Here is a 15,338-nt window from a genome sequence, read left to right on the forward strand (position 1 = left end):
CTAAATTGTCTCCTTAAAATTCAAGTCCAGCTTCACGCGCACCTTCTGCTAAGGCCTTCACGCGACCGTGGTAAACGTATCCGCTACGGTCAAACACCACGTTTTTAATATTTTTCTCCATAGCCTTTTTCGCTACAGCTTCACCTACGGCCTTAGCCGCAGCACAAGAACTTTTACCACCTTCAACACTCACAGTGAGAGTCGATGCCGATGCCAAAGTGTTTCCTGTAACATCATCTAAAAGCTGCGCATACATGTGGCGTCCACTACGATAGACAGACAAACGTGGCCGCTCAGAGGTACCCTGCACTTTTTTTCGAATTCGCACTCGATTTTTTAGTCGTGCCACCACTTTTTGCGATGTCTTTTTATTAAATATCAGTCTCACAACACAACCTCACTATTTACCAGCTGACTTACCAGCTTTTCGACGAATATGTTCATCAGAGTACTTAATACCCTTACCTAGATATGGCTCTGGTGGACGAAAAGCTCGAATGTTAGCTGCCACTTGTCCAACCAACTCACGACTCGCTCCCGCCACTTTCACCGCATTCTGTTTTTCTACCGTAATTTCAATACCATCGGGAATGGGGAACTGAATAGGATGACTGTATCCCAAATTGAGTTCTAAAGTCTTACCCTTCACAGCGGCCTTGTAACCGACGCCGTTAAGCTCTAAAGACTTTTCCCAGCCCTTTGACACACCGGTAACGGCATTCTGAATCAGCGCACGATACAATCCGTGATAAGCACGGGTCTGCGCCTCGTCATTGGTACGGGTTAAGATCACCTGACCGTCTTTTACCTCGGCCTTGATCACTGGCTTTAGCTGCACTTTTTGCGTGCTTTTGCCACCTTTAATAACTACTTGGTTATCAGGAGAAACTGTCACCTGAACCGAACCTTCAAAAAATATTGGTGCTTTACCTACCCTAGACATTTTACCCTACCAAACCTGTAGAAGAATTTCGCCACCAACATTTTCTTTGACGGCTTTATCACCACTCATAACACCTCGGTTCGTACTCAATACGGAAATACCGTATCCAGACCTAACCTGAGGGATCTCATTTGCCTTCACGTATCGTCGACGGCCGGGACGACTCACTCTATGGATCTTGTTAATCATGTGGGTTCCATCTGGTGTATACTTCAGATAAACCCGCATAACCCCTTGCTTGCCATCGCGCGCCACCTTGAACGTTCTAATATAACCTGCATCTTTAAGTGCAGCAGCTATACCCACGCGCAAATTTGAGCTGGGGATGTCCACCTTTTCATGTTTCGCATGTCCGGCGTTTCTTATTCTCGTAATGAAGTCAGCAACTGTATCCATTAACACTCACTCCTAAAGTCCTACTTCCTAAACGGCATTCCCAAGGCTTCAAGCAAAGCCTTACCCTCTGCATCTGTTTTACCAGATGTACAAATAGTTATGCTCATACCGCGTATTTTATCTACTTTGTCATAATCGATTTCCGGAAAAACAATCTGTTCCTTCAGGCCCATATTGTAATTTCCCCGGCCATCAAAAGCTTTTGGCGAAAGTCCCCGAAAATCTCTAACTCGAGGAATTGAAAAGTGAATCAACTTTTCAAGGAACACCCACATTCGGTCTCGACGAAGAGTCACACTCGCGCCAAGGGGCATGCCTTCACGTAGCTTAAAGTTAGCAATTGCTTTCTTTGCTTTCGTGATAACTGCCTTTTGACCTGTGATCGCTGTCAACTCATCCGCGGCTGTATTTAACAGTTTGGGATTCTTCACAGCTTCACCCATGGTCACATTTAACACAATCTTTTCAATATTTGGCACCTTCATGATGTTATCCACACCCAATTGCTTCTTGAGTGCTGGCACCACCTCTTTTTTATAATTTTCTTCCAAGTAACTCACGACATGTTCTCCATGATTCCTCGCCAATATCCCTTAAATAACCTCGGGTGCGAGAGACACAATTTTCACAAAACTTTTCGCCCGAAGCTCTCTAGCCACTGGCCCGAATATACGAGTCCCTATGGGCTCTTTTGCATTATTGATAAGTACTGCAGAATTATCATCAAACCGAAGGTAACTGCCATCTGGTCGACGAATCTTCTGAATAGTGCGCACTATCACCGCTTTTGCTACGTCGCCTTTTTTAACTTTTGAGTTTGGCAACGCATCCTTCACTGAAACCACAATGATATCGCCCACTGAAGCCACTCGGCGCTTACTCCCACCGAGTACTTTAATGCATTGCACTTCTTTCGCTCCAGAATTATCGGCCACATTCAACCGCGTTTGCATCTGAATCATACGTCAGCTCCTTCAAGCTGCTGTTTTACTTCTAAAATTTCAGCCAACATCCAGCGCTTCGTTTTACTCAATGGTCGTGTTTCATAAATCTTTACACGATCGCCCACCTTGGCTTGGTTGGTCTCGTCGTGGGCCTTAAATACAGAGGAACGACGAATAAATTTACCGTACTTTTTGTGTTTCACTTTACGGAAAACCTGAACAGCGATGGTTTTATCCATCTTGTCGCTGACAACCTCTCCTACCACCTCGTTTCGGCGGCCTCGTGAACTTTCTTTTACCATTTGCTCTGCCATTTCTTTCTACCTCTTACTGCGAAAGCTTCGCATGCAATGCCGTTTTAATGCGAGCCACATCCCTACGCTTCCCACGAATTTCTAAGGGATTAGCTAGCTGGCCCAATGAGTGTTTCATTTTTAGTTCGAAAAGCTCTTCTCGCGTATTTTTTTGACGCTTGGTTAGCTCTTCTACCGTTAGATCTTTAATATCCGAGTAATCCATTTCTATACCCGCTCCAAAAATTTAGTTTTCATAGGCAACTTATGAGCCGCTAGACGAAAAGCCTCTTCAGCCTGCTCTCGAGTTACACCATTCATCTCAAATACTATTCTTCCGGGCTTCACAAGGGCGACCCACAACTCTGGGCTTCCTTTTCCTTTACCCATTCGAACTTCAGCTGGCTTCTTTGTGATCGGCGCATCTGGGAACACTCGAATCCAAAGTTTTCCGCCCCGCTTTACCGACCGACTGATTGCAATACGACCCGCTTCAATTTGGCGAGCAGTAATTCTTCCCGGCTCAGTCACTGCCAATGCAAAATCACCAAAGGCTAAGGATGATCCACGAGTAGCCAATCCTTTAAAGCCTGCACGATGCTGTCTACGCCATTTGACCCTCTTAGGACTTAACACGACTCGCCTCCTCAACTTCTTTAGCTGAAAGCACATCACCACGATAGATCCACACTTTAACGCCGATGATACCGTAGGTTGTTAATGCCTCTGCTGTTCCATAATCGATGTCAGCGCGCAATGTGTGAAGCGGAACGCTTTTCTCGTTGTACCACTCTGTTCGGGCAATTTCAGCCCCGTCCAGGCGACCACTCACCATGATCTTAATTCCTCGTACACCACTTCGGACAGCAGCAGCCATTGATTTTTTCAAAATTCGACGCCATGAAATTCGTTTCTCTAATTGTAGCGCAATATTTTCTGCTACCAATTGCGCATCCAAATCAGGCTTGCGTACTTCTTGAATATCAACAAACACTTCGCTGTTTGTTAGCTTTTGAATATCTTCCTTTAGCTGATCAATGCCTGTACCTTTTTTACCAATCACCACACCTGGTCGGGCCGTTGAGATGATGACTTTGAGCTTTTTAGCCGCTCGCTCCATCTCAATTTTTGCCACGCCAGCATGTTTCAAACGCTTTTTAATATATTTTCGCAAGCGAAAATCTTCATGCAAATTGTCCGCATAGTCGGGGCCTTTTGCATACCAACGGGAGTCCCAAGTTCTAATTACACCCACTCTTAAACCAATAGGATTAACCTTCTGACCCACGCTCTTACCTCTCGTCCAATACAAGGTTGATATGACTCATTTTCTTTTTCACTCCTGAGGCCCGCCCCTGTGCACGAGGTCTGAATCTCTTTAAACTTGGCCCCTGATCAACTGTCACCATCTTGACATAGAGATTGTCCACATCAATGACTTGCCTGTGCTCAGCATTAGCTACTGCAGACTCTAGGAGCTTCTTCATCAAAACCGCAGTCTTTTTCGGCATAAATGTCAAAACACGAATAGCTTCGTTAACATCCTTGCCACGGATTGCGTCAGCCACAACTCGAGCTTTCTGAGTTCCAATTCTTGCAAATCTTAAGTTCGCTTTCACTTCCATGAATAAACCTCTTACTTCTTGGCCCCGGCTTTTTTGTCCACGTGACTATGGAAAGTCCGCGTGGGAGCAAATTCGCCGAATTTATGACCAATCATATTTTCAGTGACGTAAACGGGCACAAATTTCTTCCCGTTGTGGACTGCAATCGTCAACCCTACGGCCTCAGGCACAATGGTTGATCGCCGTGACCATGTTTTGATCACTTTTTTGTCGCCACCACTTTGGGCAGTTTCAATCTTCGCTATTAAATGGTGGTCTACAAATGGACCTTTTCGTACCGACCGTGCCACTTGACTCTCCTCTACTTCCTACGCTTCACAATCATACTGTTTGTTCGCTTATTCTTTCGCGTCTTGCGTCCCTTACAAGGCTTACCCCAAGGCGTTACTGGGTGATGACCTTTACCCACACCTTCACCACCACCTAGTGGGTGATCAATGGGGTTCATTGCCATTCCGCGAACTGTTGGACGACGACCTTTCCAGCGGCTACGTCCAGCTTTCCCAATACTCACGTTTTCATTATCTGTGTTTCCAACTTGACCGATAGTCGCTCTACAAAGTGAAAGAATTTGCCTTACTTCACCTGAGGGCATTTTCACTTGGCAATAGGCGCCCAACTTGGCAACCAAGGTTGCCGATGATCCAGCTCCACGGGCTACTTGACCACCTTTACCGGGGCGAAGCTCGATATTGTGAATCACTGTACCAGTGGGAATATTCTTAAGCTGCTTACTGTTGCCTGGCTTAATATCGGCAGTTTCACTACTCACCACCTGATCACCCACATTCAAGCCCACAGGCGCTATAATATATGATTTTGCGCCATCCACATAGTGAAGAAGGGCAATTCGGCATGATCGATTGGGATCATACTCAATACTTGCCACGTTCGCTGGAACTTCTAATTTTGTACGCTTGAAATCAATAAGTCTATAACGACGTTTATGACCACCACCGTGGTGCCGCATACTGATTTGACCATGGTTGCTTCGACCTGAACCACGCTTTTTGGCTTCGGTAAGAGACTTTTCTGGTTTTGCCTTTGTCACTTCAGAAAAGTCAAAACCCGTCATGTTACGGCGACCAGGAGAACTTGGTTTGTAAATCTTTACGCCCATGCTTAAGCTCCCTCAAAAATCGAGATTTTTTCACCTGGCGCTAATTTCACCATGGCCTTCTTCCAATACTTCACTTTTGTACGCGTGCGAGAGGTTCGACTTCGACAAATAGACGTGCGGACAGAAACCACTTTCACACGAAAAAACTTCTCTACAGCTTTTTTAACATCTGTTTTTGTGGCCACACGATCCACCTCAAAGACGTAGACGTTTTGGTCTTCAGCCATAATGCTGTTCTTTTCAGTGACGATTGGCTTTTTAATTAGATAAAACATTGTACTCAACCCTCCACACCACATCGCTGCTGAATCTTCTCAAGAGATCCCTTTGTGATGATGGCTGTGTCAAATTTTAACAAATCGTATACATTCATACCTTCCGGTGAATAGTAACGATACTTTGCAAGGTTTCGGCAAGCTCTCTGAAATTTGCCGTCTATCTCTACGTCAATCAAAACAGCTTTTGAAGCGCCAAACTGTGCCAAACGCTGAGCTAATTCTTTAGTCTTCCCCTCATCTGACTGCATGTCATCAACAACAAACAAACGTCCATTGCTATTTAAAAATGACAAGGCCGAACGCAAACCCGCTTGTTTGTAGCGACGATTCAATTTGTGTTCGTAATTTCTGGGAGATGGCGGAAAAATAACGCCTCCACCTTCTAATAATGGTGACCGAGATGACCCTTGACGAGCATTCCCTGTACCTTTTTGTTTGAATGGCTTTTTACCGCCACCGCTCACTTCACCTTTTGTCTTGGCTTTGTGAGACCCTTGACGTCGCTTCGCCAATTGCCACCGAACAACGCTGTGAAGGACATCCTTGCGAACTTCCCCTTCAAACACCTCGGCGCTAACATCGACTTCGCCTACTTTTTTCTTGTTCCAATCAAGTACTTCTAGCTTTGCCATAATTCTATGCCTTTACCAATTTCACAAGAGAGTTTTTAGAGCCAGGCACAGGGCCTTTTACTAAAATCACATTCTCTTCAGGTAATACATCAACAACTTCTACGTTTCTTATTGATACCGTTTCATTTCCATACTGCCCGGGCATCTTACGGCCTGGCATAACACGACCAGGATCTGAATTGTTACCAATAGAACCCGGAGCACGATGAAAACCAGATCCGTGCGCAGCAGGTCCGCCTCCGAAACCCCATCGCTTGATGGAGCCAGAAAAACCTCGGCCTTTATTTTGGCCGGTGATTTTCACTTTATCACCTTTTACTAGGCTTCCGACCGCCACTTTTTGACCTACAGAAATATCTGAAACAGACTGACGAATTTCTCGCACAAAAGCCGCTCCATTTTCAAAGCCCGCTTTTGCTAAATGATTTTTTTCTGCTTTACAGGTTCGACCGGCACGCTTTGGCCGACAAGCCACTTGCACAGCTTCATAACCATCTTTCTCAAGTGTCTTCACTTGAGAGACGTACATGGGTTCATACTCAAGAACAGTTACAGGAATAACGACGCCGTCTTCACTGTACACGGTAGTCATACCTTTTTTGAAAGCATACAACCCCGATAAAGTTAAGTCGGTAGCTGCCGTGGACGTCTCCTCAGGAGCCTGTGCCTCAGCGGTTGTTTCTTCTGTTGTTGGGTTTTCTACGTTTTCGCTCATTTAAATACTCCAAAAAAAATCAAACAACCGAAAGTTTAATTTCAACATCCACACCAGCAGAAAGATCGAGCTTCATAAGTTGGTCAATGGTTTGCTGAGTGGGCTCTAAAATATCAAGAAGTCTTTTATGCGTTCGAATCTCAAACTGTTCACGAGATTTTTTATCGACGTGAGGTGAACGCAATACAGTGTATTTATTAATTCTCGTTGGCAACGGAATAGGGCCAGCAATGTGGGCTCCCGTGCGACGGGCGGTATCGACAATCTCACGAGTCGACTGGTCGAGCAATTTATGATCAAAGGCTCTTAGACGAATGCGTATCTTTTGACTTTGCATTTCACAAACTCACTTTTTTCGTTACGGGATAAAATCCCAATTCAATTTCTAGCGCTAGCTACCTAGGTTGGGCGCCTTTACCAGGCTCACCCGCACCTCCAGTTTCGCCTGTGAATTCAAGGATTTGGCGACTTAGAGATACCACGGACAGCAATAATGCTTAACAAGGTGGCGAGTATGCATGGCCAAAAGCCTCTTTGTCAAAGGGATTTCAGAGGTTTTTATAGGAAAAAAACAGCGACCCAATTCCCACAACAGATAGAGCTCCCCCACCCAATACGAGTGAAAAAGAAGATCCACAAACAAGCGGATCCCAAATCAAATCCGGCCAATTTTCCCTACGCCAGAGCCACACTCATGGATTAGGGGCAACATTACCCAGTGCAGCATCAGTCGAATGCAAGTACAGCAAACCAACAAACAGGAATTCACCCCAACAAATTACAATAGTCTGTCCGAAAGCCACTCACCAATGAAGAGATCTGGCCAAACGAGACAAGGGAGCAGACAGGGTGAAAATCGAGGTCCTGGCGGGAGTGAGTCCGCCCACAGGTAAATCCAAGTTCGGATTGGTGCGGCGCTCGCAAAGCGAGCACCGCTGCCGAACGCATGTCCGAAGGCATTTACCTGTGGGCGGACTCACTCCCGCCAGGACCTCGATTTTCACCCCCGGCTCTAGAAAAAAAACCTAAAACCGACCCAGTTTAGTCAAAATTTCCTGACTCACCTTAGGAGGAACATTGGCATAGGCCAAAAACTCCATACTGAAGCTAGCTCTCCCCTGACTCACTGATCGCAAATCAGTGGCATAACCAAATAGCTCCATCAAAGGCGCCTCCGCCTTGATCACCTGGAGCCCCACAGGCTTAGGCTCCATACTCACAACTTTACCCCGACGGCCATTTAAATCGCCGATCACATTACCCATGAATTCCTCTGGTGTAATGATTTCAAGACGAAACACAGGTTCAAGAAGCTCCGCTTTTGTGCCCTTAAGGGCCTCACGGGCCGCCATAGCTCCAGCCACCTTAAAGGCCATTTCACTGGATTCGTCCTGCCGCAGATCGGCCGATACGAGGCGAATTTCAAAATCCACAGCAGAGAACCCCGCAAGTGGGCCCACTTCACTGGCTTCGGTGGCCCCTTGCCCAGCGGCTCTGACAAATTCAGCAGGCAGAGCGTCCTTAGAAAGTGCATCTACAAATTTAACCCCCGCACCTCGCTCTTTTGGAACAATCTCCACTTCACAATGAGCGTACTGTTTCTTTCCGGCCATTTCTTTTTCAAAAGTGACTGTCCCTTTTGCTGCCACAATGGGAGTCTCTCGATAGGAGACCTGGGGTTTACCCACATTGGCTTTTACTTTATGTTCTCGAAGTAAACGGTCTACTAAGATTTCCAAATGCAACTCGCCCATTCCTGAGAGCAACATCTGTCCCGTTTCTACATCAGTACGAACACTGCACGACGGATCTTCTTTCTGCAGCTGCTCTAACGACTGAATCATCTTATCCTGGTCCGCTGATGACTTGGCTTCAATTGCTACTGATATCACTGGTTGTGGAAATTGAATCGGCTCCAACACCACGGGACTGCGGGTTTCGCAAAGAGTGTCACCGGTGGAAGTAAACTTCAAACCTATGACTGCGCCAATGTCACCCGCCTTGATTTCTTTAATCTCTTCTCTTGAGTTAGCATGCATTTTTACCAGACGCTGAATGCGCTCTTTTTTGTTTTGCCGCGGATTTAGAAGTTGGCTCCCCACCTTCACAACTCCTGAATACACTCGTATATATGTGAGTGAGCCAGCAAATGAATCAGCAGCAATTTTGTAAGCCAATGCCGCCACTGGTTCAGAAAAATCAGTTTTACATGTGATGGATTTCTCTTCGTTGTCTGGATCGAATCCCACTATGGCTGGTACATCTAAAGGACTTGGCAAATAGGCAATGATCGCATCTAACAACGGCTGAACACCTTTGTTTTTAAATGCTGAGCCACAAAGTGCAGGCATAATTGATCGCGCTAAAGTACCAGCTCGCAAACCACCAACTAACAATTCTTCGTTGATTTCTTGTCCATCAAGGTAGGCTTCCATAAGTTTATCATCATTTTCAGCAACCCTCTCGACCAAGACCTCTCGCGCCAATTGGGCTGACTCTAAAAGATCAGCAGGTATATCTTCAGTGTTGTAAGCCTCGCCCAAACCATCACCAGACCAAACCAAAGCTTTCATCTTGATCAAATCAACGACGCCTCGAAAATTTTCTTCAGATCCAATGGGCAACTGTATCGCCACAGGATTGGCTCCCAATTTTTCTTTAATAGAATTGATGCTCATATCAAAGTCGGCGCCCACCCGATCCATCTTGTTTACAAAACAAACTCGGGGCACCCGATATTTGTCGGCTTGCCTCCATACCGTTTCAGACTGAGGCTCGACGCCATTGACCCCGTCAAAAACGGCCACGGCGCCATCAAGAACTCGGAGAGAGCGCTCCACTTCGATGGTAAAATCAACATGTCCAGGCGTATCAATGATATTGATTCGATGCTCTTTCCAGGCACAAGTTGTCGCCGCCGAGGTGATAGTGATGCCTCGCTCTTGCTCTTGCTCCATCCAGTCCATGATAGCGTCACCCTCATGAACCTCGCCAATCTTGTGACTACGGCCAGTGTAATAAAGAATTCTTTCTGTGGTCGTCGTTTTTCCCGCATCAATGTGGGCCATGATTCCGATGTTTCGCGTAAACTGCAGATCGTCTATATTTTGCGGGTCTTTGTAGCTCATATAGTTTCGAGCTACGCCAGCATAGGAGTGTTGTCAAATTGAGATGGTCCCTAGACCGAAAAAGTCTCTTGGTGTTGAGTAAAACAGCAGACAAATTCCCAAAAAAACAAAAACGCCGACATTATAGTCGGCGTTTTTTATTCACAGCTGGCTTCTCAGGCTGATTCAGCCAAGAGACCAAACAGACTACCAATTGTAGTGAGAGAAGGCCTTGTTGGCTTCTGCCATACGATGCACATCCTCTTTCTTTTTCACTGCATTTCCACGATTATTGTAAGCATCCAAAAGTTCATTGGCCAAACGCTGTGCCATTGTTTTCTCGCCGCGCTCTCGAGCATAGGCGGTCAACCAACGCATAGAAAGGGTAAGACGACGAGAGGGGCGAACGTCCACAGGCACCTGATAAGTGGCTCCACCAACTCGACGAGATCTCACTTCAAGAGAGGGCTTACAGTTCTCTATGGCTTTTTTCACCACAGTTAGAGGCTCTTCACCAGAAACCTTCGTCTTTAGTTCATCCATGGCAGAATATACTATTTTTTGGGCTACACTCTTTTTGCCTTCCCACATCACCTTGTTAATGAACTTGGCCAACGTTAAATCGTTGTAAATGGGGTCTGGGGATACTTCACGCTTATAATTACTACGTCTACGAGACATGCTTTAATTACCTCTTTTAATCACGACTTTGGTTTTTTCGTACCGTATTTTGACCGGCCACGCTTTCGATCATTCACGCCTTGAGTATCAAGTACGCCACGAACCACGTGATAACGAACACCTGGCAGATCCTTAACCCTTCCCCCACGAACCAATACCACACTGTGTTCCTGCAGGTTGTGGCCAATGCCAGGGATATAAGAGTTCACTTCAAATCCGTTAGAAAGACGAACCCGAGCCACTTTTCGAAGGGCCGAGTTAGGCTTTTTCGGGGTTGTCGTAAACACGCGAGTGCAAACACCGCGGCGCTGAGGGCAACTCGTCAAAGCCGGAGATTTTGACTTATCTTTTTGTAGTTTTCGCTCACGGCGAATCAGTTGATTAATAGTTGGCATTCCATCCTCACTCTAAATTTTGCGCCCAATAGGGCCTGGAACCTACTCTGTCCAGGCCCCTGACGTCAACCCTTTATGGGTTGACCGTTGGGTTTTGTGTCGCCACTCCACCCATTCCAGGCAGGCTAACGCCCTTATCCCTGGTGGTTTCTTCCACTTGCACCTTCCAGCGCTTATAAGCAGGAGCTCCCGTACCAGCCGGAATTAAGCGACCCATGATAATGTTTTCCTTCAAGCCCAGTAAGTTGTCCGACTTGGATCGAATGGCTGCATCCGTGAGAACTTTAGTAGTCTCTTGGAAAGACGCCGCAGAAATCCAGCTATCGGTACTTAAGGACACTTTTGTGATACCCAGCAGGAGAGGCTCAGCCGTAGCCGGTTGCCCGCCTTCTTTCATTGCCTTTTCATTTTCTTCTTCAAACACATATTTCTCTATGTGTTCGCCAGAAATGAACAGCGTATCGCCTGGGTCCACGATTTCAACTTTACGCAACATCTGCCGAACGATCAGCTCAATGTGCTTATCGTTGATGCCCACACCTTGCAAACGATAGACTTCTTGAATTTCGTTTACAAGATAAGCCGAAAGCGCCTTGTCGCCCAACACCTTTAAGATGTCATGCGGGCTAATGGCTCCATCCATCAAAGGTTCACCAGCTTTAATGTATTCACCCTCACGAACGGCCACATGCTTCCCTTTAGGGATCAAGTATTCCTTTTGTTCGCCAATTTCGGGAGTCACAATCACACGCTGTTTGCCTTTGACGTCTTGTCCGAAAGTCACATAACCATCGATCTCAGAGACAATGGCTGCTTCTTTGGGTTTTCGAGCTTCAAACAACTCAGCCACACGAGGAAGACCCCCGGTAATGTCGCGAGTTTTGGTTGTGGCTCGGTGAATTTTGGCAATCACGTCACCGGCATTCACTCTGTTTCCAGCTGCAGTCAACAACTGCGCACCTACTGGAATCACATATCGTGCTTCAATGTCACGATTAGGTAGCATGATACGCTCACCACTATCTGTGAGAATATACACAGTCGGTTTTGCATCAGCGCCCTTTGTGTCGGTAATCACTTTTGTCGAGAACCCTGTAACCACATCCACCTGCTCGGCCATGGTTACACCCTCTTCGATATTTTCGAAGTGAATCACACCACTTACGTCAGCAATGATGGGGTTGGCGTAAGGATCCCACTCGGCAATCGTGTCACCTTTGTTCACAGCTTCACCATCTTTGAAGTTCAGCACAGAACCATAAACCAACTTATAACGCTCTCTCTCACGACCACTTTCATCTTCAATACCCACTTCGCCGTTACGGCTAATGGCTACGAACTTGTCGTCACGATTCAAAACTGCGTTCACATTATAGAACCTTATCACTCCACCATGACGAGCTGTATGCACAGACTGTTCAACCGCACGAGACGCCGTTCCACCCAAGTGGAATGTTCTCATAGTCAGCTGAGTTCCAGGTTCTCCGATGGACTGGGCAGCAATAATGCCCACAGCCTCACCCAAATTCACAGTGGATCCACGAGCCAAGTCACGACCGTAGCACTTTACGCAAACACCACGACGAGTGCGACATGTTAAAGTTGAACGAATCATCACTTTCTCGATGCCAGCCTCATCTATGGCAACAACACGGTCTTCAGTGATTTCTTCATTGGCGGACACAATCACTTCGCTGGTGTAAGGATCAACAACATCCTCAAGAGCGACTCGACCAAGTATTCTCTCACCTAGGGGCTGAATAATTTCTCCGCCCTCAAGGAGTGGAGTTACTTCCATGCCATCGGTAGTGCCACAATCCACCTCACTAATGATCACATCTTGAGCCACGTCCACTAGACGTCGAGTGAGATATCCCGAGTTGGCTGTTTTTAATGCCGTATCAGCAAGACCTTTACGAGCTCCGTGTGTAGAAATGAAATATTGCAGAACTGTCAATCCCTCGCGGAAATTCGCGGTAATTGGCGTTTCAATAATTTCGCCTGACGGCTTGGCCATTAGGCCCCGCATACCGGCGAGCTGACGAATCTGGGCCGCAGAACCCCGCGCGCCAGAGTCGGCCATGATAAAGATCGAGTTGAAAGACGCGCTTTCCACTTCTTTACCGTCCACCTCGAAGGTTTGCTTTTCAATATTAGCCATCATTTCTTTAGCTACTTTATCTCCAGCTTGAGCCCAGATATCCACAACCTTGTTGTAGCGCTCACCGTCTGTGATCAACCCCTCATCATACTGACGATGGATTTCAAGCACTTGCTGCTCAGCCTCTTCGAGCATTTGCGACTTTCTCTCTGGGATCAGCAAGTCATCTAAACAAATAGAAATACCCGCTTTTGTGGAGTACTTAAATCCCAAGCGCATCAATTTATCAGCCAAAATCACCGTAGATTTGGCGCCAGCCAATCGGAATGACTTATCAATAAGGTTTGCCAGAGTCTTTTTAGTCATCACCTGGTTCACTACATCAAATGGCACTTCCGCAGGAACAATGTCACTTAAGATAGAACGGCCAACAGTAGTGTCTTGAAGTTTTCCGTTGATACGAACCTTACATGCCGCCTGAAGATCAATATGGCCGGCTTCATTGGCGTAAATCACTTCCTGAACACTGCCAAAAACTTTACCTGTGCCCTTCGCCCCCAAACGCGCCCGAGTCATCCAGTACACTCCAAGAACGATATCTTGAGTGGGGTTAATCACCGGTCGGCCGTTGGCTGGACTTAAGATGTTATTTGTCGACATCATAAGCACTCGGGCCTCAACTTGTGCCTCAACCGATAACGGCACGTGAACGGCCATTTGGTCACCATCGAAATCGGCGTTGAATGCCGTACACACTAATGGATGAAGCTGGATCGCCTTTCCTTCATGAAGCACAGGTTCAAAAGCTTGAATACCCAATCGATGGAGCGTCGGAGCTCGGTTTAACATAACCGGGTGCTCTTTCACCACATCAGAAAGAATATCCCAAACCTCAACCGTCGCCTGCTCTACCAATTTCTTGGCTTGTTTAATTGCAAAACCACGATCACCTAATTTATTAAATACGAACGGCTTAAATAGCTCTAGAGCCATCTTCTTAGGCAAACCACATTGGTGAAGTTTCAACTCCGGGCCTACGACAATTACAGATCGGCCAGAGTAGTCCACCCGTTTACCTAAAAGGTTTTGTCGGAAGCGCCCTTGCTTTCCTTTAAGCATATCGCTCAAAGATCTCAATGGACGCTTGTTGGGGCCGGTAAATGTCTTGCCTCGTCGACCGTTATCAAGAAGGGCATCCACCGCTTCTTGCAGCATCCGCTTTTCGTTTCGAATAATGATATCTGGTGCATTTAACTCGGCTAAACGACGAAGACGGTTATTTCGGTTAATCACCCGACGATACAAGTCGTTAAGGTCAGATGTGGCAAATCGCCCACCATCAAGCGGCACCAACGGCCGTAGATCTGGCGGAATGACCGGAAGTATCGGCAACATCATCCACTCAGGTTTATTCACAGACCCCTTAAAAGCCTCAACGACCTTTAAACGCTTGGATAATTTTTTGATTTGAGCATCAGATTTGGCCTCTTTTAAGTCCATTCGCAGCTTGCGAGATAAATACTCACAATCCACTTTGCGAAGAATCTCAAGAACAGCTTCTCCGCCCATGCCGGCTTTAAAATTCGGACCGTATTCATTCAACGCGTTTTGGTAGGCTTCTTCAGAGAGTACTTGATACTCATCGAGAGGCGTTTCCATTGGGTCAAGGACCACATAGCTCTCACAATATAGAACCTTCTCTACGTCCTTTAAGGTCATATCAAGAAGGTTACCAATACGACTTGGGAGAGACCGTAAAAACCAAATGTGGGCCACTGGAGTAGCTAGCTCAATATGCCCCATTCGCTCCCGGCGCACCTTAGATTGTGTGACTTCAACGCCACATTTTTCACAGATAACACCGCGATATTTCATCCGCTTGTACTTACCGCAGAGACACTCATAGTCTTTAATTGGCCCAAAGATTTTGGCGCAAAAAAGACCATCTCGCTCTGGCTTAAAGGTCCGATAGTTAATGGTCTCGGGTTTCTTCACCTCACCCATTGACCAATCTCGGATCATGTCTGGTGAGGCCAAAGAAATTCGAACAGCATTAAATGATAATGGGTCTTTTGGCTTATCAAAAAAGTTTAATAGATCTTTCAAGG

The 15,338-nt window shown here is 46.5% G+C and carries 20 protein-coding genes; all 20 read right to left on the reverse strand.

Going from position 1 to position 15,338, the window contains the following annotated elements; all coding sequences use genetic code 11:
* Positions 1-13: 13 nt before the first annotated feature.
* Entirely contained in the window at positions 14-379 is a 366-nt protein-coding gene (gene rplR, locus H6626_08505; GenBank protein ID USN48986.1) for a 50S ribosomal protein L18, read from the reverse strand.
* 21 nt (positions 380-400) lie between these two features.
* Positions 401-943: a 50S ribosomal protein L6 gene (gene rplF / locus H6626_08510; GenBank protein ID USN46263.1), complete on the reverse strand. Its 543-nt coding sequence runs from the start codon at positions 941-943 to the stop codon at positions 401-403.
* A 6-nt stretch (positions 944-949) separates the two neighbouring features.
* Positions 950-1,339 (reverse strand): 30S ribosomal protein S8, encoded by a 390-nt coding sequence (rpsH, locus tag H6626_08515; GenBank protein USN46264.1) that lies wholly within the window; start codon positions 1,337-1,339, stop codon positions 950-952.
* 20 nt (positions 1,340-1,359) lie between these two features.
* Positions 1,360-1,899 carry a 50S ribosomal protein L5 gene (gene rplE / locus H6626_08520; protein USN46265.1) on the reverse strand — a complete coding sequence of 180 codons (540 nt, stop codon included), beginning with the start codon at positions 1,897-1,899 and terminating at the stop codon, positions 1,360-1,362.
* A 33-nt stretch (positions 1,900-1,932) separates the two neighbouring features.
* Positions 1,933-2,301 (reverse strand): 50S ribosomal protein L14, encoded by a 369-nt coding sequence (gene rplN / locus H6626_08525; GenBank protein USN46266.1) that lies wholly within the window; start codon positions 2,299-2,301, stop codon positions 1,933-1,935.
* Positions 2,298-2,585: a 30S ribosomal protein S17 gene (rpsQ, locus tag H6626_08530; GenBank protein USN48987.1), complete on the reverse strand. Its 288-nt coding sequence runs from the start codon at positions 2,583-2,585 to the stop codon at positions 2,298-2,300. Before rpsQ ends, rplN begins: the two co-directional genes overlap by 4 nt.
* A 25-nt stretch (positions 2,586-2,610) precedes the next feature.
* Positions 2,611-2,802, reverse strand: a complete 192-nt coding sequence (gene rpmC, locus H6626_08535) for a 50S ribosomal protein L29 (GenBank protein USN46267.1) — start codon at positions 2,800-2,802, stop codon at positions 2,611-2,613.
* 2 nt (positions 2,803-2,804) lie between these two features.
* Positions 2,805-3,212 carry a 50S ribosomal protein L16 gene (rplP, locus tag H6626_08540; protein USN46268.1) on the reverse strand — a complete coding sequence of 136 codons (408 nt, stop codon included), beginning with the start codon at positions 3,210-3,212 and terminating at the stop codon, positions 2,805-2,807.
* On the reverse strand, positions 3,199-3,864 hold the full coding sequence (gene rpsC, locus H6626_08545; GenBank protein ID USN46269.1) for a 30S ribosomal protein S3: 666 nt from the start codon (positions 3,862-3,864) through the stop codon (positions 3,199-3,201). Before rpsC ends, rplP begins: the two co-directional genes overlap by 14 nt.
* Positions 3,865-3,868: 4 nt before the next feature.
* Positions 3,869-4,201, reverse strand: a complete 333-nt coding sequence (gene rplV / locus H6626_08550) for a 50S ribosomal protein L22 (GenBank protein ID USN46270.1) — start codon at positions 4,199-4,201, stop codon at positions 3,869-3,871.
* A gap of 11 nt (positions 4,202-4,212) precedes the next feature.
* Positions 4,213-4,491 (reverse strand): 30S ribosomal protein S19, encoded by a 279-nt coding sequence (gene rpsS, locus H6626_08555; GenBank protein USN46271.1) that lies wholly within the window; start codon positions 4,489-4,491, stop codon positions 4,213-4,215.
* Positions 4,492-4,502: 11 nt separating this feature from the next.
* Entirely contained in the window at positions 4,503-5,321 is an 819-nt protein-coding gene (gene rplB, locus H6626_08560) for a 50S ribosomal protein L2 (protein USN46272.1), read from the reverse strand.
* A gap of 2 nt (positions 5,322-5,323) precedes the next feature.
* Positions 5,324-5,596, reverse strand: coding sequence for a 50S ribosomal protein L23 (gene rplW / locus H6626_08565; GenBank protein ID USN46273.1), 273 nt, complete (start codon positions 5,594-5,596; stop codon positions 5,324-5,326).
* Between the two features lie 5 nt (positions 5,597-5,601).
* Positions 5,602-6,231 carry a 50S ribosomal protein L4 gene (gene rplD / locus H6626_08570; GenBank protein USN46274.1) on the reverse strand — a complete coding sequence of 210 codons (630 nt, stop codon included), beginning with the start codon at positions 6,229-6,231 and terminating at the stop codon, positions 5,602-5,604.
* Positions 6,232-6,235: 4 nt separating this feature from the next.
* Positions 6,236-6,946: a 50S ribosomal protein L3 gene (gene rplC, locus H6626_08575; protein ID USN46275.1), complete on the reverse strand. Its 711-nt coding sequence runs from the start codon at positions 6,944-6,946 to the stop codon at positions 6,236-6,238.
* Between the two features lie 19 nt (positions 6,947-6,965).
* Positions 6,966-7,283 (reverse strand): 30S ribosomal protein S10, encoded by a 318-nt coding sequence (gene rpsJ / locus H6626_08580; GenBank protein USN46276.1) that lies wholly within the window; start codon positions 7,281-7,283, stop codon positions 6,966-6,968.
* A 688-nt stretch (positions 7,284-7,971) separates the two neighbouring features.
* On the reverse strand, positions 7,972-10,074 hold the full coding sequence (gene fusA, locus H6626_08585; protein USN46277.1) for an elongation factor G: 2,103 nt from the start codon (positions 10,072-10,074) through the stop codon (positions 7,972-7,974).
* 186 nt (positions 10,075-10,260) lie between these two features.
* Positions 10,261-10,734: a 30S ribosomal protein S7 gene (gene rpsG / locus H6626_08590; protein USN46278.1), complete on the reverse strand. Its 474-nt coding sequence runs from the start codon at positions 10,732-10,734 to the stop codon at positions 10,261-10,263.
* A gap of 20 nt (positions 10,735-10,754) precedes the next feature.
* A complete protein-coding gene (locus H6626_08595; protein USN46279.1) occupies positions 10,755-11,129 on the reverse strand; it encodes a 30S ribosomal protein S12 in 375 nt (124 codons plus the stop codon).
* A 73-nt stretch (positions 11,130-11,202) separates the two neighbouring features.
* Complete coding sequence (rpoC, locus tag H6626_08600) at positions 11,203-15,336, reverse strand: DNA-directed RNA polymerase subunit beta' (protein ID USN46280.1); 4,134 nt, start codon at positions 15,334-15,336, stop codon at positions 11,203-11,205.
* Positions 15,337-15,338 lie beyond the last annotated feature (2 nt).

The organism is Pseudobdellovibrionaceae bacterium (genome assembly GCA_023898385.1).
Lineage (GTDB): Bacteria > Bdellovibrionota > Bdellovibrionia > Bdellovibrionales > UBA1609.

Excerpts from the sequence above, each read along its gene's own strand:
- rplW (USN46273.1), bottom strand. The coding sequence starts at position 5,596 with ATGTTTTATCTAATTAAAAAGCCAATCGTCACTGAAAAGAACAGCATT.
- rplV (USN46270.1), bottom strand. The coding sequence starts at position 4,201 with ATGGAAGTGAAAGCGAACTTAAGATTTGCAAGAATTGGAACTCAGAAA.
- rpmC (USN46267.1), bottom strand. The coding sequence starts at position 2,802 with ATGGATTACTCGGATATTAAAGATCTAACGGTAGAAGAGCTAACCAAG.
- rpsG (USN46278.1), bottom strand. The coding sequence starts at position 10,734 with ATGTCTCGTAGACGTAGTAATTATAAGCGTGAAGTATCCCCAGACCCC.
- rplN (USN46266.1), bottom strand. The coding sequence starts at position 2,301 with ATGATTCAGATGCAAACGCGGTTGAATGTGGCCGATAATTCTGGAGCG.
- rplC (USN46275.1), bottom strand. The coding sequence starts at position 6,946 with ATGAGCGAAAACGTAGAAAACCCAACAACAGAAGAAACAACCGCTGAG.
- rpsH (USN46264.1), bottom strand. The coding sequence starts at position 1,339 with ATGGATACAGTTGCTGACTTCATTACGAGAATAAGAAACGCCGGACAT.
- H6626_08595 (USN46279.1), bottom strand. The coding sequence starts at position 11,129 with ATGCCAACTATTAATCAACTGATTCGCCGTGAGCGAAAACTACAAAAA.
- rpsQ (USN48987.1), bottom strand. The coding sequence starts at position 2,585 with ATGGTAAAAGAAAGTTCACGAGGCCGCCGAAACGAGGTGGTAGGAGAG.
- rplF (USN46263.1), bottom strand. The coding sequence starts at position 943 with ATGTCTAGGGTAGGTAAAGCACCAATATTTTTTGAAGGTTCGGTTCAG.
- fusA (USN46277.1), bottom strand. The coding sequence starts at position 10,074 with ATGAGCTACAAAGACCCGCAAAATATAGACGATCTGCAGTTTACGCGA.
- rplD (USN46274.1), bottom strand. The coding sequence starts at position 6,231 with ATGGCAAAGCTAGAAGTACTTGATTGGAACAAGAAAAAAGTAGGCGAA.
- rpsJ (USN46276.1), bottom strand. The coding sequence starts at position 7,283 with ATGCAAAGTCAAAAGATACGCATTCGTCTAAGAGCCTTTGATCATAAA.
- rplB (USN46272.1), bottom strand. The coding sequence starts at position 5,321 with ATGGGCGTAAAGATTTACAAACCAAGTTCTCCTGGTCGCCGTAACATG.